General features: G+C 65.1%; 21 protein-coding genes. 19 read left to right on the top strand and 2 right to left on the bottom strand.

The window, feature by feature from the left end; translation table 11 throughout:
• Nucleotides 1-5 precede the first annotated feature (5 nt).
• From ACFFDA_RS14470 to ACFFDA_RS14385, 18 genes are read left to right on the top strand one after another with little or no spacing between them, the layout of a single operon-like run.
• The gene (locus tag ACFFDA_RS14470; RefSeq protein ID WP_404481179.1) at nt 6-743 is read left to right on the top strand and encodes an NADH-quinone oxidoreductase subunit C; all 738 of its coding nucleotides are present in this window, start codon (nt 6-8) and stop codon (nt 741-743) included.
• Between the two features lie 2 nt (nt 744-745).
• Nucleotides 746-1,951 carry an NADH-quinone oxidoreductase subunit D gene (locus ACFFDA_RS14465; RefSeq protein ID WP_404482759.1) on the top strand — a complete coding sequence of 402 codons (1,206 nt, stop codon included), beginning with the start codon at nt 746-748 and terminating at the stop codon, nt 1,949-1,951.
• On the top strand, nt 1,948-2,298 hold the full coding sequence (locus tag ACFFDA_RS14460; protein ID WP_404481177.1) for a nuclear transport factor 2 family protein: 351 nt from the start codon (nt 1,948-1,950) through the stop codon (nt 2,296-2,298). The genes ACFFDA_RS14465 and ACFFDA_RS14460 overlap by 4 nt, the downstream gene beginning before the upstream one ends.
• A 17-nt stretch (nt 2,299-2,315) precedes the next feature.
• A complete protein-coding gene (locus tag ACFFDA_RS14455; RefSeq protein ID WP_404481175.1) occupies nt 2,316-2,519 on the top strand; it encodes a hypothetical protein in 204 nt (67 codons plus the stop codon).
• Entirely contained in the window at nt 2,512-3,180 is a 669-nt protein-coding gene (locus tag ACFFDA_RS14450) for a complex I 24 kDa subunit family protein (RefSeq protein WP_404481173.1), read from the top strand. The genes ACFFDA_RS14455 and ACFFDA_RS14450 overlap by 8 nt, the downstream gene beginning before the upstream one ends.
• Nucleotides 3,180-4,490, top strand: coding sequence for an NADH-quinone oxidoreductase subunit NuoF (gene nuoF, locus ACFFDA_RS14445; protein ID WP_404481171.1), 1,311 nt, complete (start codon nt 3,180-3,182; stop codon nt 4,488-4,490). Before ACFFDA_RS14450 ends, nuoF begins: the two co-directional genes overlap by 1 nt.
• Complete coding sequence (gene nuoG / locus ACFFDA_RS14440) at nt 4,490-6,508, top strand: NADH-quinone oxidoreductase subunit NuoG (RefSeq protein ID WP_404481169.1); 2,019 nt, start codon at nt 4,490-4,492, stop codon at nt 6,506-6,508. Before nuoF ends, nuoG begins: the two co-directional genes overlap by 1 nt.
• Nucleotides 6,505-7,551 (top strand): NADH-quinone oxidoreductase subunit NuoH, encoded by a 1,047-nt coding sequence (gene nuoH, locus ACFFDA_RS14435; RefSeq protein ID WP_404481167.1) that lies wholly within the window; start codon nt 6,505-6,507, stop codon nt 7,549-7,551. The genes nuoG and nuoH overlap by 4 nt, the downstream gene beginning before the upstream one ends.
• The gene (gene nuoI / locus ACFFDA_RS14430) at nt 7,548-8,033 is read left to right on the top strand and encodes an NADH-quinone oxidoreductase subunit NuoI (RefSeq protein ID WP_404481165.1); all 486 of its coding nucleotides are present in this window, start codon (nt 7,548-7,550) and stop codon (nt 8,031-8,033) included. Before nuoH ends, nuoI begins: the two co-directional genes overlap by 4 nt.
• Before the next feature lie 27 nt (nt 8,034-8,060).
• Nucleotides 8,061-8,678, top strand: coding sequence for an NADH-quinone oxidoreductase subunit J (locus tag ACFFDA_RS14425; protein WP_404481163.1), 618 nt, complete (start codon nt 8,061-8,063; stop codon nt 8,676-8,678).
• Nucleotides 8,675-8,980 carry an NADH-quinone oxidoreductase subunit NuoK gene (gene nuoK / locus ACFFDA_RS14420; RefSeq protein ID WP_007680703.1) on the top strand — a complete coding sequence of 102 codons (306 nt, stop codon included), beginning with the start codon at nt 8,675-8,677 and terminating at the stop codon, nt 8,978-8,980. The genes ACFFDA_RS14425 and nuoK overlap by 4 nt, the downstream gene beginning before the upstream one ends.
• 4 nt (nt 8,981-8,984) lie before the next feature.
• Nucleotides 8,985-11,099, top strand: a complete 2,115-nt coding sequence (gene nuoL / locus ACFFDA_RS14415) for an NADH-quinone oxidoreductase subunit L (protein ID WP_404481160.1) — start codon at nt 8,985-8,987, stop codon at nt 11,097-11,099.
• A gap of 4 nt (nt 11,100-11,103) precedes the next feature.
• Entirely contained in the window at nt 11,104-12,639 is a 1,536-nt protein-coding gene (locus ACFFDA_RS14410; RefSeq protein WP_404482758.1) for an NADH-quinone oxidoreductase subunit M, read from the top strand.
• Nucleotides 12,639-14,102, top strand: a complete 1,464-nt coding sequence (gene nuoN, locus ACFFDA_RS14405; RefSeq protein ID WP_404481158.1) for an NADH-quinone oxidoreductase subunit NuoN — start codon at nt 12,639-12,641, stop codon at nt 14,100-14,102. The genes ACFFDA_RS14410 and nuoN overlap by 1 nt, the downstream gene beginning before the upstream one ends.
• Nucleotides 14,099-14,815, top strand: a complete 717-nt coding sequence (locus tag ACFFDA_RS14400; protein ID WP_404481156.1) for a biotin--[acetyl-CoA-carboxylase] ligase — start codon at nt 14,099-14,101, stop codon at nt 14,813-14,815. Before nuoN ends, ACFFDA_RS14400 begins: the two co-directional genes overlap by 4 nt.
• Nucleotides 14,816-14,837: 22 nt before the next feature.
• Nucleotides 14,838-15,617, top strand: a complete 780-nt coding sequence (locus tag ACFFDA_RS14395) for a type III pantothenate kinase (RefSeq protein ID WP_404481154.1) — start codon at nt 14,838-14,840, stop codon at nt 15,615-15,617.
• Nucleotides 15,614-17,239, top strand: a complete 1,626-nt coding sequence (locus ACFFDA_RS14390; protein ID WP_404481152.1) for a ribonuclease J — start codon at nt 15,614-15,616, stop codon at nt 17,237-17,239. The genes ACFFDA_RS14395 and ACFFDA_RS14390 overlap by 4 nt, the downstream gene beginning before the upstream one ends.
• 12 nt (nt 17,240-17,251) lie before the next feature.
• Entirely contained in the window at nt 17,252-17,542 is a 291-nt protein-coding gene (locus ACFFDA_RS14385; protein ID WP_404482757.1) for a DUF1467 family protein, read from the top strand.
• A 75-nt stretch (nt 17,543-17,617) separates the two neighbouring features.
• Here ACFFDA_RS14385 and ACFFDA_RS14380 read toward each other — a convergent pair whose 3' ends face one another.
• Complete coding sequence (locus ACFFDA_RS14380; RefSeq protein WP_404481150.1) at nt 17,618-18,130, bottom strand: energy transducer TonB; 513 nt, start codon at nt 18,128-18,130, stop codon at nt 17,618-17,620.
• Nucleotides 18,131-18,611: 481 nt separating this feature from the next.
• On the opposite strand from ACFFDA_RS14380, the gene ACFFDA_RS14375 reads away from it, so the two are divergent.
• Nucleotides 18,612-19,985 (top strand): alginate export family protein, encoded by a 1,374-nt coding sequence (locus ACFFDA_RS14375; protein WP_404481148.1) that lies wholly within the window; start codon nt 18,612-18,614, stop codon nt 19,983-19,985.
• 40 nt (nt 19,986-20,025) lie between these two features.
• On the opposite strand, the gene ACFFDA_RS14370 is transcribed toward ACFFDA_RS14375, so the two are convergent.
• Nucleotides 20,026-22,659, bottom strand: a complete 2,634-nt coding sequence (locus ACFFDA_RS14370) for an ATPase (RefSeq protein ID WP_404481146.1) — start codon at nt 22,657-22,659, stop codon at nt 20,026-20,028.
• Nucleotides 22,660-22,682: the final 23 nt, after the last annotated feature.

Raw genomic sequence — 22,682 nt, 5'->3', positions numbered from 1 at the left:
ACAAGATGCCCGTTCTGCATTCCGCACCGAAGATCGCCTCGAACGAGGGCGTCCTCGACGCTCTCGTCGCCGCGCTTGGCTCGAAAGTCGTTGCCTCGAAGGAGGAGCACGGCGAGATCGTGCTCACCGTCGCGCGCGACGAGATCGAGAACGCCTTGCGCGCGCTGCGCGACGACCACGGCTACCAGCAACTCATGGAAATGGCGGGGGTGGACTATCCCTCGCGTCCCGAGCGCTTCGACGTCGTCTACATGCTGCTTTCGGTGACGAAGAACCATCGCCTCATGGTGAAGGTGACGGCTGCCGAGAACACCCCGGTGCCGACGGTGACGACGCTGTGGCCCAACGCCGGCTGGCTCGAGCGCGAAGTGTTCGACATGTATGGCGTGATCTTTTCCGGCAACCCGGACCTGCGCCGTATTCTCACCGACTACGGCTTCGAGGGGCACCCGTTCCGCAAGGACTTCCCGCTCACCGGTTATGTCGAGCTGCGCTATTCCGAGGAGGACAAGCGCGTCGTCTACGAACCGGTCAAGCTGGCGCAGGACTTGCGCAGCTTCGACTTCATGAGCCCCTGGGAAGGCGCCGAATACGTTCTTCCGGGTGACGAGAAGGCGGCGGCAGCCGCTGCCCCGCCGCCGGTCGCGACGCCGAAGGTCACCGAGACCAAGGCCGACACGGGCGCCGGTGACAAGGCGAACGACAAGGCCGCCGAGAAGTCCGAGAAGGGAGACGCCAAGTGAGCATGCAGCTTGAGACGTCGCCCACCACCGGCGACGAGGTCATCACCAACTACACGATCAACTTCGGTCCCCAGCACCCGGCCGCGCATGGCGTGCTGCGCATGGTCATGGAGCTGGACGGCGAGATCATCGAGCGGATCGATCCGCACGTCGGCCTGCTCCATCGCGGCACCGAGAAGCTGATCGAACACAAGACGTACCTCCAGGCGCTGCCGTACTTCGACCGCCTGGACTACTGCTCGCCGCTGGGCATGGAGCATTCCTACGTCCTGGCGATCGAGAAGCTGCTCAACCTGGAAGTGCCGCTGCGCGGCCAGTACCTGCGCGTGCTGTTCGCCGAGCTGACCCGCATCTGCAACCACATGATGAACATGGGTTCGCACATCATGGACATCGGTGCGATGACGCCGAACCTGTGGCTGTTCGAACTGCGCGAGGACTGCCTCAACTTCTTCGAGCGTGCGTCCGGCGCGCGCATGCACTCGGCCTGGTTCCGCCCCGGCGGCGTCCATCAGGACGTGCCGCTCAAGCTGCTGACCGACATCGCCGACTGGCTCGACACGCGCGTGCCGCGCCTGTTCAACGACGCGCTCAGCCTGGTGATCGACAACCGCATCTTCAAGCAGCGGAACGTCGACATCGCCATCGTCTCCAAGGAAGACGCGCTGGCGTGGGGCTTCTCTGGCCCGATGATCCGCGCCGCAGGCATCCCCTGGGACATCCGCAAGAGCCAGCCCTACGACGTCTACGACCGCATGGACTTCGAGATCCCCGTCGGCACCGCCTCGGACTGCTATGACCGCTTCATGGTCCGCGCCGAGGAAGTGAAGCAGTCGGTCAGGATCATGAAGCAGTGTCTTCGCGAGATGCCGGAAGGCCCGGTGGCCTCGACCGACCGCAAGGTTTCGCCGCCCAAGCGCGCCGAAATGAAGTCGTCGATGGAATCGCTGATCCATCACTTCAAGCTCTACACCGAGGGCTTCCACGTCCCGGCCGGCGAGGTCTACGTCGCCACCGAAAGCCCCAAGGGCGAATTCGGCGTCTATCTCGTCTCGGACGGCACGAACAAGCCGTACCGCTGCAAGATCCGGCCAACCGCGTTCAGCCATCTGCAGGCCATGGACTTCATGTCCAAGGGCCACATGCTGCCCGACGCGACCGCGATCCTGGGGGCCATGGATATCGTCTTCGGGGAGTGCGACCGTTGAGCAACCTCGACACCGCCAAGGCCATGATCGCCGCCTACAACGCGCAGGACGTCGACACTTACGTCTCGTACATGACCGACGAGGCGAGCGAGGCGAACTATCGCGGCGCCGTGGTGCGCGAAGGCAAGGAGGGCACGCGTTCGGGTCTGGCCGCAGCTTTCGTGCGCTGGCCGCAGAACCATGCGGAGATCGTCGAGGCTCAGCAGATCGGCACTTACGTCCTGATGCGCGAGCATGTGACGCGGGGCCCCGCGAGCGACGGTTCGGAACTGGTCGAGCCGTTCGACGTGATCGCCGTCTACAGTTTCGAGGGCGATCTGTGCTCTCGGGTCGAATTCATCCGGTAAGCGTGGGAGTGGGGCCGATGACCAAGTTCAACACTGTCGACATGATCCGCATATGGGCGAGCCTCACCGGGCTGTTCCTGATCGGGCTCTATTTTGCCGTGCTGTGGCTGGGGATCGCTCCCTCCCCGATGATCGCGATGCTCGCGACCGCCGTTGGCGGATTCGAAATTTTCTTTTTCGGCCAGGACAAGTGGCTGAAGCGCAGAGGTAAGCATGGCTGACCGCTATATCGAACCCGATACGCCCGAATTGCGGGCCCGTTGGGGCAATTTCGCCTGGACTGAAGCCAACCTCGCCAAGGCGAAGGACATCCTCGCGCGCTATCCCGAAGGGCGTCAGCGCTCGGCGGTGATGCCGTTTCTCGACCTTGCCCAGCGCCAGGTCGGCGCGGAGGAGAACACCCAAGGCTGGCTGCCGATCCCGGTGATGGAGTTTGTCGCAGCCCAGCTCGACATGCCGATCATCCGCGTGGTCGAGGTCGCCTCGTTCTACACGATGTACAACATCGCGCCGATCGGCCGCTTTCACGTCCAGGTCTGCGGCACCACGCCGTGCATGCTGCGCGGGTCCGACGACATCATCGAGACGTGCAAGAAGCGCGGCATGAAAAAGGGCCACACCACGGCAGACGGCCTCTGGTCGTTCACCGAGGTCGAGTGCATGGGCAACTGCGCCTCGGCCCCGATGGTCCAGATCAACGACGATAACTTCGAGGATCTGACGCCCGAGCGCATGGACGCCGTGCTCGACGCGCTCGCCCGCGGCGAAAGCCCCAAGGCGGGAACCCAGGACCCGGCGCGCCACACCGTCGAGCCGGTGGGCGAACCGACCAACCTCGCGGCGATGATGACCGCCAACCATGACTATCGGAGTGAGTGGTAATGGCTCTCGCTGATAAGGATCGCATCTTCACCAACGTCTATGGCTTCCAGCCGTGGAACCTGAAGGAAGCGCAGGCGCGCGGCGCCTGGGACAACACCAAGGCGCTGATCGAGCGCGGATCGGCCGCCATCATCGACGAGATGAAGGCTTCTGGCCTGCGCGGTCGCGGCGGTGCGGGCTTCCCCACCGGCATGAAGTGGTCGTTCATGCCCAAGCAGGCGCCGCTCGACCAGAACGGCAACCCCAAGCCCAGCTTCCTCGTCATCAACGCCGACGAGTCCGAGCCCGGTTCGTGCAAGGATCGCGAGATCATCCGCCACGATCCGCACCTCCTGCTCGAAGGCGCGCTGGTCGCGGGCTTCGCAATGGGTGCGCGCGCGGCCTACATCTACATTCGCGGCGAATACATCCGCGAGGCCGAGACCCTGTTCGCGGCGCGTGACGAGGCTTACGCGGCGGGCCTGCTGGGCAAGAACGCCTGCGGTTCGGGCTACGACTTCGACGTCTTCGTCCATCGCGGCGCGGGCGCCTACATCTGCGGCGAAGAGACCGCGATGATCGAGAGCCTCGAAGGCAAGAAGGGCCAGCCCCGCCTCAAGCCGCCATTCCCGGCCGGCGCGGGCCTCTACGGCTGCCCGACGACCGTGAACAACGTGGAATCGATCGCGGTCGCTCCTACTATCCTGCGGCGCGGCGCATCGTGGTTCTCCTCCTTCGGGCGCGAGAACAACAAGGGCACCAAGCTGTTCCAGATCAGCGGGCACGTGAACCGTCCCTGCGTGGTCGAGGAAGAGATGTCGATCCCGTTCAGCGAACTGATCGAGCGGCATTGCGGCGGCATTCGCGGCGGTCGCGACAACCTGCTGGCGGTGATCCCCGGCGGCTCGTCGGTGCCGCTGGTGCCCTCGGCCGACATCTGGGACGCGCCGATGGACTTCGACGGCCTCAAGGCGGTCGGCTCTGGTCTCGGCACCGCCGCCGTCATCGTCATGGACAAGTCCACCGACATCGTGCGCGCCATCAGCCGCATCTCGTACTTCTACAAGCACGAGAGCTGCGGCCAATGCACGCCGTGCCGCGAAGGCACCGGCTGGATGTGGCGCGTGATGGAGCGCCTGCGCACCGGCGACGCGCACGTCGACGAGATCGACATGCTCCAGCAGGTGACCAAGCAGGTCGAAGGCCACACCATCTGCGCCCTGGGCGATGCCGCCGCTTGGCCGATCCAGGGCCTCATCAAGCACTTCCGCCCCGAGATCGAGCGCCGCATCGAAGCACGCTCTGGCTCGCTGCAAGAGGCTGCCGAATAATGCCAAAAGTCAAAGTAGACGGCATCGAGATCGAGGTCCCTGCAGGCGCGACCGTGCTGCAGGCGGCCGAGCTTGCCGGCAAGGAAATCCCCCGCTTCTGCTATCACGAGCGCCTGAGCATCGCTGGCAACTGCCGCATGTGCTTGGTCGAAGTGAAGCCCGGACCGCCCAAGCCGCAGGCAAGCTGCGCGCTGCCTGCCACCGAAGGCCAGGAAATCCGCACGGATTCCGAAATGGTCAAGAAGGCGCGGGAAGGGGTGATGGAGTTCCTCCTCATCAACCACCCGCTCGACTGCCCGATCTGCGACCAGGGCGGCGAGTGCGATCTGCAGGACCAGTCGGTGGCCTATGGCCGCGGCGGCTCGCGCTATCACGAGCACAAGCGCGCGGTGACCGAGAAGTACATGGGTCCGCTCATCAAGACCACGATGACGCGCTGCATCCACTGCACCCGCTGCGTGCGCTTCTCGGAAGAAGTCGCCGGCGTGGACGAGATCGGCGCGCTCTATCGCGGCGAATCCATGCAGATCACGACTTATCTGGAGAAGGCCGCTCACCACGAGATGAGCGCCAACGTGATCGACTTGTGCCCGGTCGGTGCGCTTACGAGCCGCCCTTATGCGTTCGAAGCGCGTCCTTGGGAGCTGAAGAAGACGCTCGGCATCGACGTCTCGGACGCCACTGGCGCCAACATCCGCATCGACAGCCGGGGCCGCGAAGTGCTGCGCGCGCTGCCGCGCAACAACGACGACGTCAACGAGGAATGGATCAGCGACAAGGCGCGTTACCAGGTCGACGGCCTGACCAAGCGCCGTCTCGACAAGCCGTACCTGCGCCGTGACGGCAAGCTCGTCGCTGCCACCTGGAACGAGGCTTTCGCCGCGATTGCCACGCTGAACCCCGGCGCGTCGATCGCCGCCGTCGCCGGCGACCTGGTCGATTGCGAGACCATGTTCGCCGCCAAGGCGCTCGTCGGCGCGCTGGGTTCTACCCTCCTCGAGGGTCGCCAGACCGGCATGGACTACGATACGTCCAGCCTGTCGGCCGTGAACTTCAACACCACGTTCTCGGGCATCGAGACGGCGGACGCGATCCTGATCGTCGGCTCGATGGTTCGTTGGGAAGCGCCTTCCGTCAACGTGCGTCTGCGCAAGGCGGTCAAGCGCGGTGCCAAGGTTTTCCTGGTCGGTCCCGAGTGGGAAACCACGTTCGGCGGCGAATTCCTCGGCGAGGACCTGTCGCTGCTGGGCAACCTGCCGGGCCACGTCGCCGACGCGCTCTCGGGCGCCAAGCGGCCGGCGGTGATCCTGGGCGGTGCGGCTCTCGGCCGTGGGGGTCTGGAAGCAGGTCTCGCGCTTGCCGGCCAGTTCAACCTCGTGCGCACGCTCGAGGACGGATCGGCCTGGAACGGTTTCAACGTCCTGCACATGGCGGCTGCGCGCATGGGCGGCCTGATGCTTGGCTACGCGCAAAAGGGCGGAATCGCCGACCTGGCGGCCGCCAAGCCCAAGGTGCTGATTTCGCTCGGCGCCGATGAGGTGGACTACGCCAAGTTCGCTGGCTCTATGATCGTCTACATTGGCCATCACGGCGACAAGGCGGCCCACGCTGCCGACGTCGTGCTGCCCGCCTCGGCTTATACCGAGAAGGCGGGCACTTACGTCAACACCGAAGGCCGCGTGCAGTTCGCCGACAAGGCCGTCTTCGCGCCCGGCGACGCGCGTGAGGACTGGACGATCCTGCGCGCGCTGGCCGATGCCTTCGGCGTTGCGGTCGGCTTCGACAGCTTCGACGAGTTGCGCGCCGCGATGGTCGCCTCCGTTCCCGCTCTCGGGCAGGAAGGGCTGGCCGATTACGGCACGGCCCTTGCCTCTGGTGGCGGTTCGGCTTCGGGCGCGATCGCCTATCCGATCAAGGACTTCTACATGACCAACCCCATCGCGCGCGCCAGCGCGACGATGCAGCGCTGTTCGGCTGAACTGCTGCACGGCGAGGAATTCGCGGAGGCGGCGGAATGACTGCGTTCTTCCAGTCCCTCGGGATGACGTACGAGTGGGCGTGGTTCGTCTCGACGATCTGCGGTATCCTGCTGATCGCGTTGCCGCTGATGCTCAGCGTTGCGATGATCATCTACGGCGACCGCAAGATCTGGGCCGCCATGGCGTTGCGCCGTGGTCCCAACGTGGTGGGCCCGTTCGGTGTGCTGCAGTCCTTCGCGGACGGCCTCAAGGTGTTCCTCCAGGAAACGATCGTCCCCTCCGCTGCGAACAAGGGCCTCTTCCTGATCGCGCCGGTCCTGACCTTCACCCTGGCGCTGATGGCCTGGGCGGTGATCCCGTTCAATTCGAACGGCATGCTGGCCAACATCAACGTCGGACTGCTCTATGTCCTCGCGATCAGCTCGCTGGGCGTCTACGGCACGATCATGGCGGGGTGGGCCTCGAACTCGAAGTACCCGTTCTTCTCGGCGATGCGCGCCTCGGCGCAGATGATCTCCTATGAAGTCTCGATCGGCTTCATCCTGATCTGCGTCGTGCTGTGGGCCGGCACGTTCAACATGAACGGCATCGTGCTGGCGCAGAAGGGCCATGTCCTCGGTATCATCAACGGCTTCGTCGCGAACCCGCTGCTGTTCCCGATGTGGGTTATGTTCCTGATCTCGAGCCTCGCCGAAACCCAGCGCGCGCCGTTCGACCTGACCGAAGCGGAAAGCGAACTGGTCGCCGGTTACCAGACCGAATATTCGTCGATGGCATTCGCCGCCTACTGGCTCGGCGAGTACGCCAACGTGCTGCTGATGTGCGCGCTCAACGCGACCCTGTTCTGGGGTGGCTGGCTGCCGCCGCTCGACATCCCGTTCCTCTACATCGTGCCGGGCTTCGTCTGGTTCCTGCTCAAGATCCTGTTCTTCTTCTTCGTATTCAGCTGGGTGAAGGCGACGGTTCCCCGTTACCGCTACGACCAGCTGATGCGCCTGGGCTGGAAGGTCTTCCTGCCCGTATCGCTCGCTTTCGTCGTGATCGTCAGCGGCTACCTCATGGCTATCGGACACTTCGCATGACCGTCGCATATCTCATCAAGAGCTTCACGCTCTGGGAGTTCGTGAAGGCGCATTGGCTGACCCTGAAGTACTTCTTCAGTCCCAAGGCGACGATCAACTACCCGTTCGAGAAGAACCCGCTTTCGCCCCGCTTCCGCGGCGAGCACGCCCTGCGCCGTTATCCCAACGGCGAGGAGCGCTGCATCGCCTGCAAGCTGTGCGAGGCGATCTGCCCGGCGCAGGCGATCACCATCGAAGCGGCTCCCCGGGCCGACGGTTCGCGCCGCACCACGCGCTACGACATCGACATGACGAAGTGCATCTACTGCGGTTTCTGCCAGGAAGCCTGCCCGGTGGACGCAGTCGTCGAGGGCCCGAACTTCGAGTACGCGACCGAAACGCGCGAGGAACTGCTCTACGACAAGGCCAAGCTGCTGGCGAACGGGGACAAGTGGGAGCGGGCCATCGCCGCGAACCTTGAAGCCGATGCGCCGTACCGTTAACCGGCACGCGCAAGGAAACGGGCACCCATGATACACGTAATCGCCTTCTACCTCTTCGCGGTGATGACCGTCGCTTCGGGCGCGATCACCATTCTGTCGCGCAATCCGGTGCATTCGGTTCTCTGGTTGATCCTGGCGTTCTTCAACGCCGCCGGCCTGATGATCCTGGTGGGCGCCGAGTTCATCGCGATGCTCCTCGTCATCGTCTACGTCGGCGCGGTCGCGGTGCTGTTCCTGTTCGTCGTCATGATGCTCGACATCGACTTCGCCGAACTGCGGGCGGGCTTCGTGCGCTACTTCCCGTTCGGGGCCCTGGTCGCGATCGTGCTGCTCGCCGAGATGGTGCTGGGCATCGGCGCCTACCGCGCCGGTTCGCTCGCGCTGGGCACGCCCGACGGCACCGCCGCGACGCCTGCTGGCGCTTCGAACATCGAGGCGATCGGCGGACTGCTCTACAGCCGCTACCTGTTCCTTTTCGAATCCGCCGGCATCGTCCTGCTCGTCGCCATGATCGGCGCGATCGTCCTGACGCACCGGCAGCGTGGCGGCACCCGCGGCCAGAATATCCGCAAGCAGAACATGCGTCGTCCGGAAGAGGCAACCTTCAACGTCAAGCCGGAAGTCGGCAAGGGGGTTCAGCTGTGATCGGCATCGAACACTATGTCGTGGTAAGCTCGATCCTCTTCGTGCTCGGTGTCCTCGGCATCTTCATCAACCGCAAGAACGTCATCGTCATCCTGATGTCGATCGAACTGATCCTGCTTGCGGTGAACATCAATCTCGTCGCGTTCAGCGCCTTCCTGCACGACCTCACTGGCCAGATATTCGCCATGTTCGTGCTGACGGTCGCCGCCGGCGAGGCCGCAGTGGGGCTCGCTATCCTCGTGATCTACTTCCGTGGCCGCGGCACCATCGCCGTCGACGACGTCAACCGGATGAAGGGATAAGGCCTTGTCTATCCTCTTCATCGTCTTTCTCCCGCTTCTGGCGTCAATCCTTGCCGGGTTCGCCAACAAGTCGCTCGGCTTCGTACTGCCCAAGGTGCTCACCACCGGCGCGCTGTTCATAGCCTGCGCGCTTTCCTGGCCGATCTTCATCGGCTTCCTGGGCGGTAACGCCGAGGCGCACGTCGTCCCCGTCCTCAAGTGGGTGTCGTCGGGTTCGATGACCTTCGACTGGGCACTGCGGGTCGATGCGCTCACCGCCGTCATGCTGGTGGTCATAACCTCGGTCTCCGCGCTCGTGCACCTCTATTCGTGGGGTTACATGAGCGAGGAGCCGGATCAGCCGCGCTTCTTCGCGTACCTCTCGCTGTTCACGTTCGCCATGCTCATGCTGGTGACGGCGGACAACCTGGTGCAGATGTTCTTCGGTTGGGAAGGCGTCGGCCTGGCGTCGTACCTCCTGATCGGCTTCTGGTTCCGCAAGCCTTCGGCCGGCGCTGCCGCGATCAAGGCCTTCGTGGTAAATCGCGTCGGCGACCTCGGCTTCATGCTCGGCATCTTCGCGACGTACCTGGTCTTCGGCACCGTCTCGATCCCGGCGATCCTCGACGCGGCTCCCTCGATGGCGGGCTCGACGATCGGCTTCCTCGGCCATCGTTTTGACACGATGACGGTGATCTGCCTGCTGCTGTTCGTCGGCGCCATGGGCAAGTCCGCGCAGCTGGGTCTCCACACCTGGCTTCCCGACGCGATGGAAGGCCCGACCCCGGTGTCGGCGCTGATCCACGCGGCGACCATGGTCACCGCCGGCGTCTTCATGGTCTGCCGCCTCTCGCCGATGTTCGAGCAGAGCGAGACCGCGATGCACGTCATCACGTTCGTCGGCGCCGCCACCTGCTTCTTCGCTGCCACCGTCGGCTGCACGCAGTGGGACATCAAGCGCGTCATCGCCTATTCGACCTGTTCGCAGCTGGGCTACATGTTCTTCGCCGCCGGCTCGGGAGCCTACGGCGCGGCGATGTTCCACCTGTTCACCCACGCCTTCTTCAAGGCGCTGCTGTTCCTGGGTGCCGGCTCGGTCATCCATGCGATGCACCACGAGCAGGATATGCGCTTCTATGGCGCGCTGCGTAAGAAGATCCCGATCACCTTCTGGACGATGACGGCGGGAACGCTGGCGATCACCGGCGTCGGTATCGCGGGTGTCGCGGGCTTCGCAGGATTCCACTCGAAGGATGCGATCCTCGAGGCGGCCTTTGCCTCGGGCGCTTCGGTCGGCACATTCGCCTTCTGGATGGGCATCTTCGCTGCGCTGATGACCAGCTTCTACTCGTGGCGTCTGGTGTTCCTGACCTTCTTCGGCAAGGCGCGTTGGAACCAGTCGGAGCACATTCAGCACGCCATCCATGACGCGCACGATCACGGTCACGACGACCATGCTCATGACGCACATGCGCACGACGATCACGCGCACGACGATCATGCGCACGACCACCATGCCCACGCCGCACCGGATCTCGGTTCGCGCGGGCCGGACTATGCCGACCATGGCGATGGCACGGGTGGCTATCACCCACACGAGAGCCCGCTGGTGATGCTGCTGCCGCTGCTGATCCTGTCGCTGGGCGCCGTCTTCGCCGGATTCGTGTTCGAGCACTCTTTCGTGTCGGACGGCGAGGGTGCCTTCTGGAAGGGCTCGCTGGTCTTCCCCGAGCACCTGATCCATTCCATGCACGGCGTCCCGGTCTGGGTGAAGTGGGCGCCGTTCACGGTCATGGCCATCGGCTTCCTGACCGCCTGGTACGGTTACATCCGCAACCTCGACTTCCCCAAGGCAGTCACCGAGCAGCTCGGCCCGGTCTACCGCTTCGTCTATCGCAAGTGGATGTTCGACGAGCTGTACGACATCATCTTCGTCAAGCCCGCGTTCTGGCTCGGCAAGGTGTTCTGGAAGGTGCTCGACATCGGCGTCATCGACCGCTTCGGTCCTGACGGCGCCGCCTGGGTCGTCGCCCGGGGTTCGACTTACGCGCAGAAGGTCCAGTCGGGCTATCTGTACAGCTACGCTCTTGTCATGCTGCTGGGCCTCGTTGGCGCCATCAGCTGGGTGATCGCGGGATAAGATGATGAGTGGTTTTCCGATCCTCAGCCTGATGCTGGCCGTACCGCTGCTTGCAGCGCTGGCCTGCCTCTTCCTGGAAGCGAAAGCGGCGCGCAGCCTTGCGCTGGTCGCCACGCTGGTGGACTTCGCCCTCGGCGTCGTCCTCTGGCTCAACTTCGACATCGGTGGTGCCCAGTGGCAGTTCACCGAACGCCTCGAGATCTTCTCGGGGTTCTCCTGGGCCCTTGGCATCGACGGCATCGCGCTGTTGCTGATCATGCTCTCGGTCTTCCTCATGCCGATCTGCATCGGCGCGAGCTGGAACTCGATCGAGAAGCGCGTCGGCGAATACATGGCCGCGTTCCTGCTGGTCGAGACGCTGATGATCGGCGTCTTCGCGGCTCAGGATATCTACCTGTTCTACATGTTCTTCGAGGCCGGCCTGATCCCGATGTATCTCATCATCGGCATCTGGGGCGGGGCGGATCGCATCTACGCCAGCTACAAGTTCTTCCTCTACACGCTGCTCGGGTCGGTGCTGATGCTGGTGGCGATGCTGTGGATGGTCCACACCGCCGGCACCACCGACGTTCCCACGCTGATGGCCTACGACTTCGATCCCAAGGTCCAGACCTGGCTGTGGCTCGCGTTCTTCGCCAGCTTCGCGGTGAAGATGCCGATGTGGCCGGTCCACACCTGGCTTCCCGCCGCCCACGTCCAGGCGCCGACTGCAGGCTCGGTCATCCTGGCCGGCGTGCTGCTGAAGATGGGCGGCTACGGCTTCATCCGCTTCTCGCTGCCGATGTTCCCCGAAGCCTCCGCTTATTTCGCGCCGCTTGTGTGGGGCCTGTCGATGGCCGCCGTCGTCATCACCTCGCTGATCGCGCTGGTGCAGAGCGACATGAAGAAGCTGATCGCCTATTCCTCGGTCGCGCACATGGCGATCGTGACGATCGGCCTGTTCGCCTTCAACGTGCAGGGCCTCGAAGGCTCGATGCTGGTCATGCTCAGCCATGGTCTCGTTTCGGGTGCCTTGTTCCTGTGCGTCGGCGTCATCTACGATCGCCTCCACACCCGCGAGATCACCCGCTACGGCGGTCTTGCCATCAACATGCCGCGTTACGCGCTGTTCTTCCTGCTGTTCACGATGGCGTCCATCGGTCTGCCGGGCACCAGCGGGTTCGTCGGCGAATTCCTGAGCCTCGGCGGCATCTACCAGGCATCCACGTGGGCGGCGCTGATCTGCACCACCGGCATCATCCTGGGCGCCGCCTACATGCTCTATCTCTATCGCCGGGTCGCCTTCGGGGACCAGAAGAACGCCGATGCCGCCGCCATGCCGGACCTGGACCTGCGTGAACTGCTGATGGTGGTTCCGCTCGGCCTCGCGGTCCTGTGGATGGGTGTCTATCCCGAGAGCTTCATCGCTCCGATGCGCGCCGACATCGCCGCGCTCGATGCCCGCCTCGCTCGTGCGAAGCCGGCCGGGGACAGCACGCCGACAATCGGAAAAGCTAAGCCTGCGCACGAACAAGCCGCTGCGCACGAGGGGTCACACTGATGGACTGGTCGCACTCCCTGCGCCTGATCGCGCCGGAAGAAACGCTGAGCATCGCGGGCCTCGTCCTGCTTCTGATCTCCGCCTGGGGCGGTGATAAAGCCAGCCGCCTGATCTCGATTCTCGCCGTCGCGGCGCTCGTCGCGGCCATGGCGCTGGTTGCGCCCGCCCTTTGCGGCGGGGCGATGGGTCCGGATACTTCGGCCTTCTTCGGGCAGTATCGCGCCGACGCTTTCGCCAGCTACGCCAAGATCCTCATCTACCTTTCGGCCGCCGCCTCGCTCGTGATCGCGCCGGCCTTCTTCGAACGGCTCGGCGCCATGCGCGCCGAGTATCCCGTGCTCGTGGTGTTCGCTGCGCTTGGCATGGGCATCATGGTCTCCGCCGGTGACTTGCTGACGCTCTACATCGGCCTCGAGATGAACTCGCTCGCCGCCTATGTGCTTGCTGCGTTCCTGCGCACCGACGGGCGTTCGGCCGAAGCGGGGCTCAAGTACTTCGTGCTGGGCGCGCTGGCCTCGGGCATCCTGCTGTTCGGCATGAGCCTGACGTATGGCTTCACCGGCACCACCTCGTTCGACGGCATCAACGCCGCGCTTTCGGGTGGCCTTGGCCACGGCGCGCTGTTCGGCATCGTCTTCATGCTCGCCGGCCTTGCGTTCAAGATCAGCGCAGTGCCGTTCCACATGTGGACGCCCGACGTCTACGAGGGCGCGCCGACTCCGGTGACGACGTTCTTCGCGACCGCGCCCAAGGTCGCCGCATTGGGCCTGACCATGCGCGTCATGCTCGACGCTTTCGGCGGGCAGGCGGCAGCCTGGCAGCAGATCATCGTCTTCGTGGCGCTAGCCTCGATCGTGGTGGGTGCCCTGGGCGCCATCGGCCAGAAGAACATCAAGCGCCTGATGGCCTATTCGTCGATCAACAACGTTGGCTTCATGCTGGTCGGCCTCGCTGCAGCGACCCCGCAGGGCGCCGCCGCGATGCTGTTCTACCTGACGATCTACGTGGCCATGACGCTGGGTGGTTTCGTCGCCATCCTGATGCTCAAGGACGAGGACGGCAACGCGGTGGAAGACATCGCCAGCCTCGCCGGCCTGTCGCGCACGCGCCCGGCTCTGGCGCTGGGCTTGGCGATCATCATGTTCAGCCTCGCCGGCATTCCGCCGCTGTTCGGCTTCTGGGGCAAGTTCCTGGTCTTCCAGGCTGCCGTCGACGCGAACCTCATGCCTCTGGCGGCCATCGGCTTCGCGGCTTCGGTGATCGGCGCCTTCTACTACCTCAAGGTCGTCAAGGTCATGTACTTCGACGAACCGGCCGACGCGGTGAAGGGTGAAAGCGACGTGTGGCACAAGGCGATCCTGTTCGTTTCCTGCCTGTTCATCTCGCCGCTCGGCTACCTGCTGACCAAGTGGCTGGGTGGACTGGCCGGCACGGCGGCGACGGCGCTGTTCTTCGCGTCTTGATCCATACCGTACCGGAAACCGGCTCCACCAACGCGGACCTTGGTGCCCGCATCGGAGCCGGGGAGTACGTGCCCGAAGGCGACTGGCTGGTCGCCGACCGCCAGACCGCCGGCCGGGGCCGCCTCGGGCGCGTTTGGAACGATGGCCTCGGCAACTTCATGGGATCGACCGTGGTGCGCGTGGCGCCCGGCGATCCCTCCCCCGCCAGCCTCGCTCTTTTGACCGGCCTTGCGGTGCACGAGGCGCTGGCCCCATTCGTGCCGCAGAGACGGGACCTCCTGCTCAAGTGGCCGAACGACCTCCTGCTTGATGGCTGCAAGATCGCCGGCATCCTGCTGGAAATGAAGACCGGCGTGGTCGTGGTCGGCATTGGGGTCAATCTCGCGCAGGCGCCGTCGCTGCCCGACCGCAAGGCCGCGGCGCTCGCGGATTTCGGCCCCGCGCCGAGTCGTGACCACTTCGCCGGGGCGCTGGCCACAGCTTTCGATCTCGAACTGCATCGTTGGCGCTCTGTCGGCCTTGCCCCGCTGCTGCGTCGCTGGCAGAGTGCCGCGCATCCGCAAGGAACGGCCCTCAGGGTGCTTCCGCCCGGAGAAGAGCCCGTGGAAGGCACTTTCGCCGGGCTGGGGGAGGACGGAAACCTCCGTCTCGCTCTGGCCGACGGGGCCATTCGCACGATCCATGCCGGCGATGTCCTGCTCGCCCAGACCTGAGTATCGAGGAACCAGAAAGCCCATGCTGCTCGCCATCGACGCCGGCAACACCAATGTCGTCTTCGCGCTCCTGGACGGCCGCGTCATCAAGGGGCGCTGGCGCATTGCCACCGATCCACGCCGCACGGGCGACGAATATGCGGTCTGGCTGATGCAGCTGCTCGCCATTCGCGGGGTCGAGGCAAAGGCGATCGACCGGATCATCATCTCGACGGTCGTGCCACGCGCGTTGCACAACCTCGAAATCCTCGCGCGCCACTACTTCGACGTCGAGCCGCTGATCGCAGGCATCGGCGATGCGAGCTACGGCATCGACATCGACGTCGACGAGCCCCGTTCGCTGGGCGCCGACCGCGCTGTCAACGCCATCGCCGCGCATGCCAAGCACCCGGGCGACCTCATCGTCGTCGACTTCGGCACTGCCACGACTTTCGACGTCATCGACTTCAACGGCGCCTACAAGGGCGGCATCATCGCGCCCGGCATCAACCTCTCGCTCGACGCGCTGGTCGGCAATACCGCCAAGCTCCCGCGCATCGCGATCGAGGTGCCCAAGACGGACAGCGTCGTCGGCCGCAACACCGAGGACCAGATGCTGATCGGCGTGTTCTGGGGCTACGTGGCGATGATGGAGGGTCTGATCGCCCGCATCCGCGCGGAGATCGGCCGCCCGGCAAAAGTCATCGCCACCGGCGGTCTTGCCGTCCTGTTCCACGAAGCAACCAACATCTTCGACGCCGTCGACGCGGATCTCACGATCGACGGCCTCGCCATTCTTGCGCAAAGGGCCGCATCTAAGTGATTCCAGGTAAAGAACTGCTGTTCTGTGCGCTCGGCGGCTCGGGCGAGATCGGCATGAACGTCAATCTCTACGGCTGCCAGGGCAAGTGGCTCATGGTCGATCTCGGCATGACCTTCTCGGGCAATGAATACCCCGGCGTCGATCTCGTCTTCGCCGACCTCGAATTCATCGAGAACGAGAAGGAAAACCTCCTCGGCATCGTCCTGACCCACGCGCACGAGGACCATATCGGCGCAGTCCCGTACTTCGCGCAGGAACTGGGCGTGCCGCTCTATGCGACGCCGTTCACCGCCAAGCTAGTCGCGGCCAAGCTGGAAGAAGCGGGTATTCTCGACGACGTCGAGTTGAACGTCGTCGACGACCTCGAGAATTTCGACATCGGCCCCTTCGGCATCCGCTACGTACCGCTCGCGCATTCGATCGCCGAGGGCAACGCGCTGGTCATCGAGACGCCCTATGGCCGGATCTTCCACACTGGCGACTGGAAGCTCGACGACGAGCCGCAAGTGGGCACTCCGGCGACCCAGGCCGAACTTACCGCCATCGGCGACGAGGGCGTGCTGGCACTGGTCTGCGATTCCACCAACGTCTTCAATCCCGAGGCCTCGGGCTCGGAAGGCGAGGTCTACCGCGGGCTGATGGCCGAAGTGAAGCGGCACAAGGGCCGCCGCGTGGTGGTGACGACCTTCGCGTCCAACGTCGCGCGCCTGCAGACGCTGGGCGATGTCGCGAAGAAGACCGGGCGGCAGCTCTGCGTCGCCGGCCGATCGCTCGACCGGATCATCGCGGTGGGCAAGTCGTGCGGATATCTCAAGGACCTGCCCGAGATGATCGACGTCGACACGGCGATGGACCTGCCGCGCGACGAAGTGCTGATCGTCGCCACCGGCGGGCAGGGCGAGCCGCGCGCCGCGCTGGCCCGCATCGCCGATGGCAATCACCCGATCAAGCTGGAGCGCGGCGACGTCGTGCTGTTCTCCAGCCGCCAGATTCCCGGCAACGAAATCCAGATCGGCCGCATCCAGAACCGCCTGGCGGATTCCGGCATCGTCGTCGTCACCGACCGCCAGAGCCCGATCCACGTCTCCGGCCACCCTGGACGGCCGGAACTTGAGGCGCTCTACAGCTGGCTGCGTCCTCAGATCCTGATGCCGGTGCACGGCGAAATCCGCCACATGAAGGAACAGGCGCGCCTCGGTGTCGCTTGCGGCATCCCCAAGGCGATCTTCCAGAAGAACGGCGACCTCGTGCGTCTTGCACCCGACCATGCCGGCAAGTTCGGCGAAGTGCGCGCCGGGCGCTTGCTTCTCGACGGCGACATCATCGCGCCCGCCGACGGCGATGCGATGGTCATGCGCCGCCGGATCGCATCCAACGGCGTCGTCTCGGTGGCGGCCGATCGCAAGGGGCATGTCGAGGTGTCGGCGCTGGGCCTGCCGCTGGACGAGGACTACGATGACTTCGTGGCAGAGGCGAAGAAGGACGTCGCCGACGCGCTGGGGCGCGCCAAGAAGGCCGACCGGGCCGTGCGTGTCGAGGCTGCGCGCCTTGCCGCCCGCCGCGCCGCGACGCGCTGGTCGGGGAAGAAGCCGCAGGTCTCGGTACTGCTGCTGGAGGATTGACGCGCCGTGGCGATGAACTGGACCTCGATGCTGGCGATCTACACCCTGTTCTGGGTGCTGAGCGCGTTCCTCGTCATGCCGTTCGGACTGCGCACGCCCGACGAGGTGGAGGGCCACGAGGTCGGGAAGGGCCACGCCACGAGCGCGCCGGTCAACTTCCGCCCCAAGCTGATCGCGCTGCGGGCGACGGTGCTCGCAGCGGTGTTGTTCGGCGCCTACTACGCGAACTACGCCAATCAGTGGATCACGACCGACGACCTCAATTTCTTCGGGAAGCCCCCGGTCAAGGACTTGGGATATTGAGACCCTGGTGATTGCGATGGGTCTCCCGGTCCGCGGGGAGACCCATCGTAAGCGTGGCGCATCTGGACCGCGTGCTCAGCCGCCTAGCGGCACGATCTCCAGCGTTGCGATGTTGCTTCCCCTGGTGAACCAGGCGTTGCTGCGTGCGGCTTCCGCACGCATTTGAGCAGTCTGCGTGCGCAAGTCCTCGATCGAATCCGCGAAGAGCACGCGCACGATGTACTTCTGGCCGTTGGTCAGGCCACGGGGAAGCGGGTGCAGGGTTGGAATGCGCTTTACGGCGCGCATGGTGGCGTAGTCGAGGTCGCGATGGCCCGATGATTTTTGCAGTTCTATCCCGGCCGGGGACCCCGTCTCGCTGGCGTTGAACTTCACGGCGACGATGCCGGTGTGGACCGGCATGCCCGCGAGGCTCGAGGGATACCGGATCTGCCGGTTCAGGTCCTTGAAGACCCGTTCGGACCAGGCTTCCAGCGAGGGTGAGACGACGAGGATGGAGTTGTCATCCATCGGCGCCGGGCCGGCAACCACGGGCGAGGGCAAGAGAAGCCCCATTACCGAGGCGGCCAAGAGAAGTCGGCGTTGCATTTCAGTAACCTCCCAAAGTAGCGCCATCGGCAGACTTCGAGGGACGGCGCAGGTGCCATGATGTCATGGGCATGATTTAATGATCGACCCTCGTTGACGGAGTCGTTTGCGACCAAAGTGCTGATTGAACCTGCACTGGCAAAGAGTCCACGAAGTTCGGGGTAACTTTGTTACCCAAAGCGAATAAATCAATGAACGAGCATTGGTATTTTTTACGGCGATGAATTGTTCGCATTCGCAGCAATATGCATCGGAAAACAGTATGGATAAGCGCCCCGTCTGCACATTCGTGCAGGACTGACCCGATCGGTTCCCAATCATCCGCGCATCGAGCAGCGCAGCGGCGCCGAAGGTCGCTTGGCAACCGGAATGCTCGCTGTTAGCGCCGGTCCGTCCGGGGTCGACGCAACCCTCCGGTCAGGCGCAGCGGGTGCCCAAGTGTTGCTTCTTTACCGGCGCTTGCCGGTCTAAGGAGCCGTTCATGCCTTTGGTCCGTACGTCTTTTGCTTCCTGCATCGCTTTCGCCCTGTTCCCGTCGGCCGCGCTGGCGGACAGCCCGACGCTGCAATCGGCGATCGGCAATCCCGGTGACTTCAAGCTTTCCGGCAGCGTTCGCGCCCGTTACGAAACGCTCGACGGGCAGCCACGCGCGGGCTTCAACCGCCACGACGAACAAGTCGACTTGCGGACCACGGTGCTGGCGGAATATCGTAGCTCCCGTCTGCGCATCGGCGCCGAGATGTACGACAGCCGAGCCTATCTCGACAAAACCGGAAGCGCGGTCAGCGCCAACGAAGTCAACGCGCTCGAACTGGTGCAGGCCTACGTCGGCCTCGATCTCGCCGATGCACTCGGGACGGCCACGTCGCTGCAGTTGCAGGCCGGGCGGATGATGCTCAACCTGGGTTCGAGGCGCCTCGTCGCGGCGGACGACTATCGCAACACCACCAATGGCTACACCGGGCTTCGGGCCGACGTGAAGGGCCGGGACGGCACCACTGCGACGTTTATCTACGTATTGCCCCAAGTTCGCCGCCCGGACGACCAGGCATCGGTCCGGGAAAACAGGGTGCAGCGCGATCGCGAAAGCTTCGACCTGCAATTGTGGGGGGGCATCGTCGCGCGGCCCCGGACGGTCGCCGGCGCGAGTGTCGAACTGAGCTATTTCCGCCTGCGGGAAGCCGACAGCCCCGGCCGCCCCAATCGCAACCGCGATCTGCACACGGTCGGCGGCAGGATCATGCGCGACGCCAAGCCGGGTAAGTTCGATTTCGAGGCGGAGGGTTTCTACCAGTTCGGCGCAATCCGGGCGAGCCTTGCCGCCACGGCACCAAAGCTCGACGTCTCGGCCTACTTCGTTCACTTGGATGCCGGCTACAGCTTTTCAGGCCCAGCGCGGCTGCGGGTCTCCGCGGAGTACGACCTGGCCAGTGGCGACGGCGGCGGGAAAGCGTTCGGCCGGTTCGACACCTTGTTCGGGATGCGCCGGGCAGACCTTGCACCGGCCGGCATCTACAATGCCATCGGCCGAACCAACATCAGCACGCCGGGGCTACGGGTGGAGATCGCGCCCGGCAAGCGCTTCAATGCCTTTGCCGGCTATCGTGCCATGTGGCTGGCAAAGCGCACCGACGCCTTTTCCACGACCGGAGTGCGCGATGCCACGGGGCGCAGCGGCAGCTTCGCAGGGCATCAGGTCGAAGCCCGCATGCGCTACTGGCTCATGCCGGGATTGCTGCGCGGGGAAGTCGACGCGGTCTGGCTTGCCAAGGCACGCTTTCTCGAATCGGCGCCGAACACGCCAACGGCCAGCGACACCCGGTACTTCTCAACGGCAGTGACGGCGACGTTCTGAGCCTGCTCCGGCAGGTCTCGGAGCACTTGCCGCGCGGGCCTCAGCTTCGCAGGCGCTCGATCCCCTGGGCCAGCGCGACGTAGAGCTTGCCCATGTCGGACGACAGCAGCGTGACCCCCAGCGCGTTGCCGTCGCGGGTGGAGAGGACCTGGCGCAGGATCGCTTCGAAATCGTGGATGTAGCGGCTGACGTTGGCCCTGAAGGCGTCGTCGCGCTCGAAGACCTGCTGGATCGCCTTGACCTCGCCTGCCTCGAGCAGGCTCACGGCGCGGCGGGTGAAGATGCCGCGGTCGCCGCGAAGGTAGGCAGCCCAGGCGGTATCGGCGATATCGCCGGAGAGCACCGAGGCGATGTCGATCGCGTTGGAGTTGAGTGATTCGGTGATGATTGCGGCGCGGCGCGAGAAGTCGTTGTCGACCTGCTCCTCGGCGCGGCTGCGCGCTTCGGCGACGCGGTTCTCGAGATTGCCGACCAGTTCCTCGACTTTGGTCATCTGGTCGCGCAGTTGTCCGCTCGCCTCGCGGGTGACGCCGGACGAGTGGGCGACGGCCTGTTCGAGTTGGCCCGAGATTTCGGCGACCTTGGTGCGCATGGCCTTGTCGATGGCGGCGGCGCTCTCGGCACCCAGGGCCTGGGCGACGCGGGTGATCCGCTCCGCGCTGTCGCCCTCAATGGCGACGACGGCCTCTTTCATGCTCCTGTCGAGCGCGGCAATGGCGTCGGTCAGGGCGCCTCCAGCCTTGTCTGCTGCATGCTGGGTGGCGGCGTCGATCTCTCCTACCGTCGAGCGGAGATCGGCGAGCAGGGCAGCGTGATCCGCGCCGCGCCCGGCGATCGCGGCCTGCGCCTGCGCGAGGCCGGCGATGAGCGCATCGAGATCACGGCCCGATGCACCGATTCCGGCGGCCAGGCCTTCGCTGTTCTGGGCCGACTGGCGGAGCTGTCCGAGCAGGTTGCCCACGCCTTCGTGCAGGCGTGCCAGGCGGTCCTCGGAAATCGAGAGGGCTTCGGGCAGGACATCGTGCGTCTGGCGGGCGCTGGCCTGGACCAGTTCGAGCAGGCGCACGCTGTCGGCCGTCAGTTTCTCGACATCGCCGTCGGTGGCGGCCAACGTGGCGCGCGCGGCGGTCAGGCGCTGGGTAAGCGCTCCGAGGCTGGCGGCGAGGCGCATTTCCGAATCGCCCGTGGCCTGCGCGATGGTGGCGAGCCGGTTTTCGTACCGCGACAGTTCTTCGGTCACCGCGCCGGCGCGTTCGGCCAGCACGGTCGCCTGGATACGATGGCGTTCGAGGCGCTCGGCGATCGTGCCGTCGAGTTCGCCCAGCATGTGTTCGATGCGGGCGATGGCGTGGCGTTCCTGTTCGACCTGGCGCGACTGGCGCTCCTCGGCTTCCATCGTCAGGCGCTCGGCGCGCAGGCCGATCGATTCGTCGATCTGGCGCGTTTCGGAGGCGATGGTCGCAAGGCGGCCGGCAAGCGCGTCGATCGCGCTCTGCTGGGCGGCGACGATGGTCGCACTGGCAGCCGACTGTTCTTTCGACAGGTTGGCGAGGCCTGCGCGCAGCGATTCTCCGGCGCGATCCTCGGCCTCCCTCAAGGCGCGCGAGACGACGTCGCTTTCGTCGCGCAGGCCAACGAGGCGGGCGCGCAACGAGGTCAGGCTCTCGGCCTCGTGCTGGTCGAGCTGGCGACGGGTCGCCTCGATCTCTTCCGAAAGCGCCTTGGCCCGGTTGCGGATAGCGGCGAGGGCGTCGACCTCGTGCTTTTCAAGCTGGGTGCGGAAATCCTCGCCCCGCTCGGCAAGCGACGCGAACCGTGCGGAGGCGACGGCTTCGAGCTGTTCGCACTGCCGGGTGAAGCCGTCCAGCGTCTCGCCCACCTGGTCGCGCAGCATTGCAACCTGCCGGGTGCTGGCCGAGCCGAACTCGTTGAGGCGATTGAAGCCTGCGACCATGTCCTCGAGCTGGGCATGGGCGGTGCGCCCGGCATTGGCGATGTTGTTGGTGACGTCCTTGGCGGAGCTGGCGATGACGGGAAGTTGCCCGCGCAGCTTCTCCATGTTCTCCAGAGCGGCATTGCTGACGGTGCTGATCGAATCAACTCGTGCGCCATTTTCACGCACGAGGTCCTGCAGCCGCTCGGCGTTCTGGGACAGGCGCTCGGCGGCGATGCGGCCCAAAGCCTCGAGATCGCGCGACTGCGAGGCGACGAATTCGCGCGCGAGGCTGAGTTCGCGGTTCACCGTGGTCAGGCGCTTTTCGAGCAGCGCGGATTCGGTCGAGAGGGTGCGGGCGATACGGCCGAACCGGCGACCCTCGCGCGCGCTTTGCCGCATGGCGAGCAGCCAGACGACCGCGATCAGCAGAACCGGCACGCACCATTGCATGACGAGGCCGGGAACTTCGGCGAACGGCAGGCCGGCGGCAAGGGCCGGAATCCGGGCGGCCAGGAACAGCGCGGTCCAGGCCGCCGCGGCGATGCCGGCCAGCGCCGGCGCCAACCAGTCGCGGGATGCGGGCGGGGGAGCCGAATCGGCATCGTCCTCGCCTGCGACCCATGCGTCGTCCCAGCTTTCCTGAGAGGTCGCATCGATGGCGGTCTCGGCGGGCTTGTCGCTCCCCGAACCTTCACCATTGCCTGCGCCGAATGCGATGATCCTGTGTTCCCCAACCATCCAGGCAGAATACCACGAGCGGC

It is taken from the genome of Novosphingobium sp. BL-52-GroH, from assembly GCF_044813085.1.
In the GTDB taxonomy this organism is placed as follows: domain Bacteria; phylum Pseudomonadota; class Alphaproteobacteria; order Sphingomonadales; family Sphingomonadaceae; genus Novosphingobium.
This window is presented reverse-complemented; position numbering and strand designations above follow the sequence as displayed.

Bases quoted from the DNA above. Each gene is read 5' to 3' on its own strand.
- ACFFDA_RS14470 (WP_404481179.1), top strand. From the start codon at position 6: ATGCCCGTTCTGCATTCCGCACCGAAGATCGCCTCGAACGAGGGCGTC.
- ACFFDA_RS14465 (WP_404482759.1), top strand. From the start codon at position 746: ATGCAGCTTGAGACGTCGCCCACCACCGGCGACGAGGTCATCACCAAC.
- ACFFDA_RS14455 (WP_404481175.1), top strand. From the start codon at position 2,316: ATGACCAAGTTCAACACTGTCGACATGATCCGCATATGGGCGAGCCTC.
- ACFFDA_RS14450 (WP_404481173.1), top strand. From the start codon at position 2,512: ATGGCTGACCGCTATATCGAACCCGATACGCCCGAATTGCGGGCCCGT.
- nuoF (WP_404481171.1), top strand. From the start codon at position 3,180: ATGGCTCTCGCTGATAAGGATCGCATCTTCACCAACGTCTATGGCTTC.
- nuoG (WP_404481169.1), top strand. From the start codon at position 4,490: ATGCCAAAAGTCAAAGTAGACGGCATCGAGATCGAGGTCCCTGCAGGC.
- nuoH (WP_404481167.1), top strand. From the start codon at position 6,505: ATGACTGCGTTCTTCCAGTCCCTCGGGATGACGTACGAGTGGGCGTGG.
- nuoI (WP_404481165.1), top strand. From the start codon at position 7,548: ATGACCGTCGCATATCTCATCAAGAGCTTCACGCTCTGGGAGTTCGTG.
- ACFFDA_RS14425 (WP_404481163.1), top strand. From the start codon at position 8,061: ATGATACACGTAATCGCCTTCTACCTCTTCGCGGTGATGACCGTCGCT.
- ACFFDA_RS14410 (WP_404482758.1), top strand. From the start codon at position 11,104: ATGAGTGGTTTTCCGATCCTCAGCCTGATGCTGGCCGTACCGCTGCTT.
- nuoN (WP_404481158.1), top strand. From the start codon at position 12,639: ATGGACTGGTCGCACTCCCTGCGCCTGATCGCGCCGGAAGAAACGCTG.
- ACFFDA_RS14395 (WP_404481154.1), top strand. From the start codon at position 14,838: ATGCTGCTCGCCATCGACGCCGGCAACACCAATGTCGTCTTCGCGCTC.
- ACFFDA_RS14385 (WP_404482757.1), top strand. From the start codon at position 17,252: ATGAACTGGACCTCGATGCTGGCGATCTACACCCTGTTCTGGGTGCTG.
- ACFFDA_RS14380 (WP_404481150.1), bottom strand. From the start codon at position 18,130: ATGCAACGCCGACTTCTCTTGGCCGCCTCGGTAATGGGGCTTCTCTTG.
- ACFFDA_RS14375 (WP_404481148.1), top strand. From the start codon at position 18,612: ATGCCTTTGGTCCGTACGTCTTTTGCTTCCTGCATCGCTTTCGCCCTG.
- ACFFDA_RS14370 (WP_404481146.1), bottom strand. From the start codon at position 22,659: ATGGTTGGGGAACACAGGATCATCGCATTCGGCGCAGGCAATGGTGAA.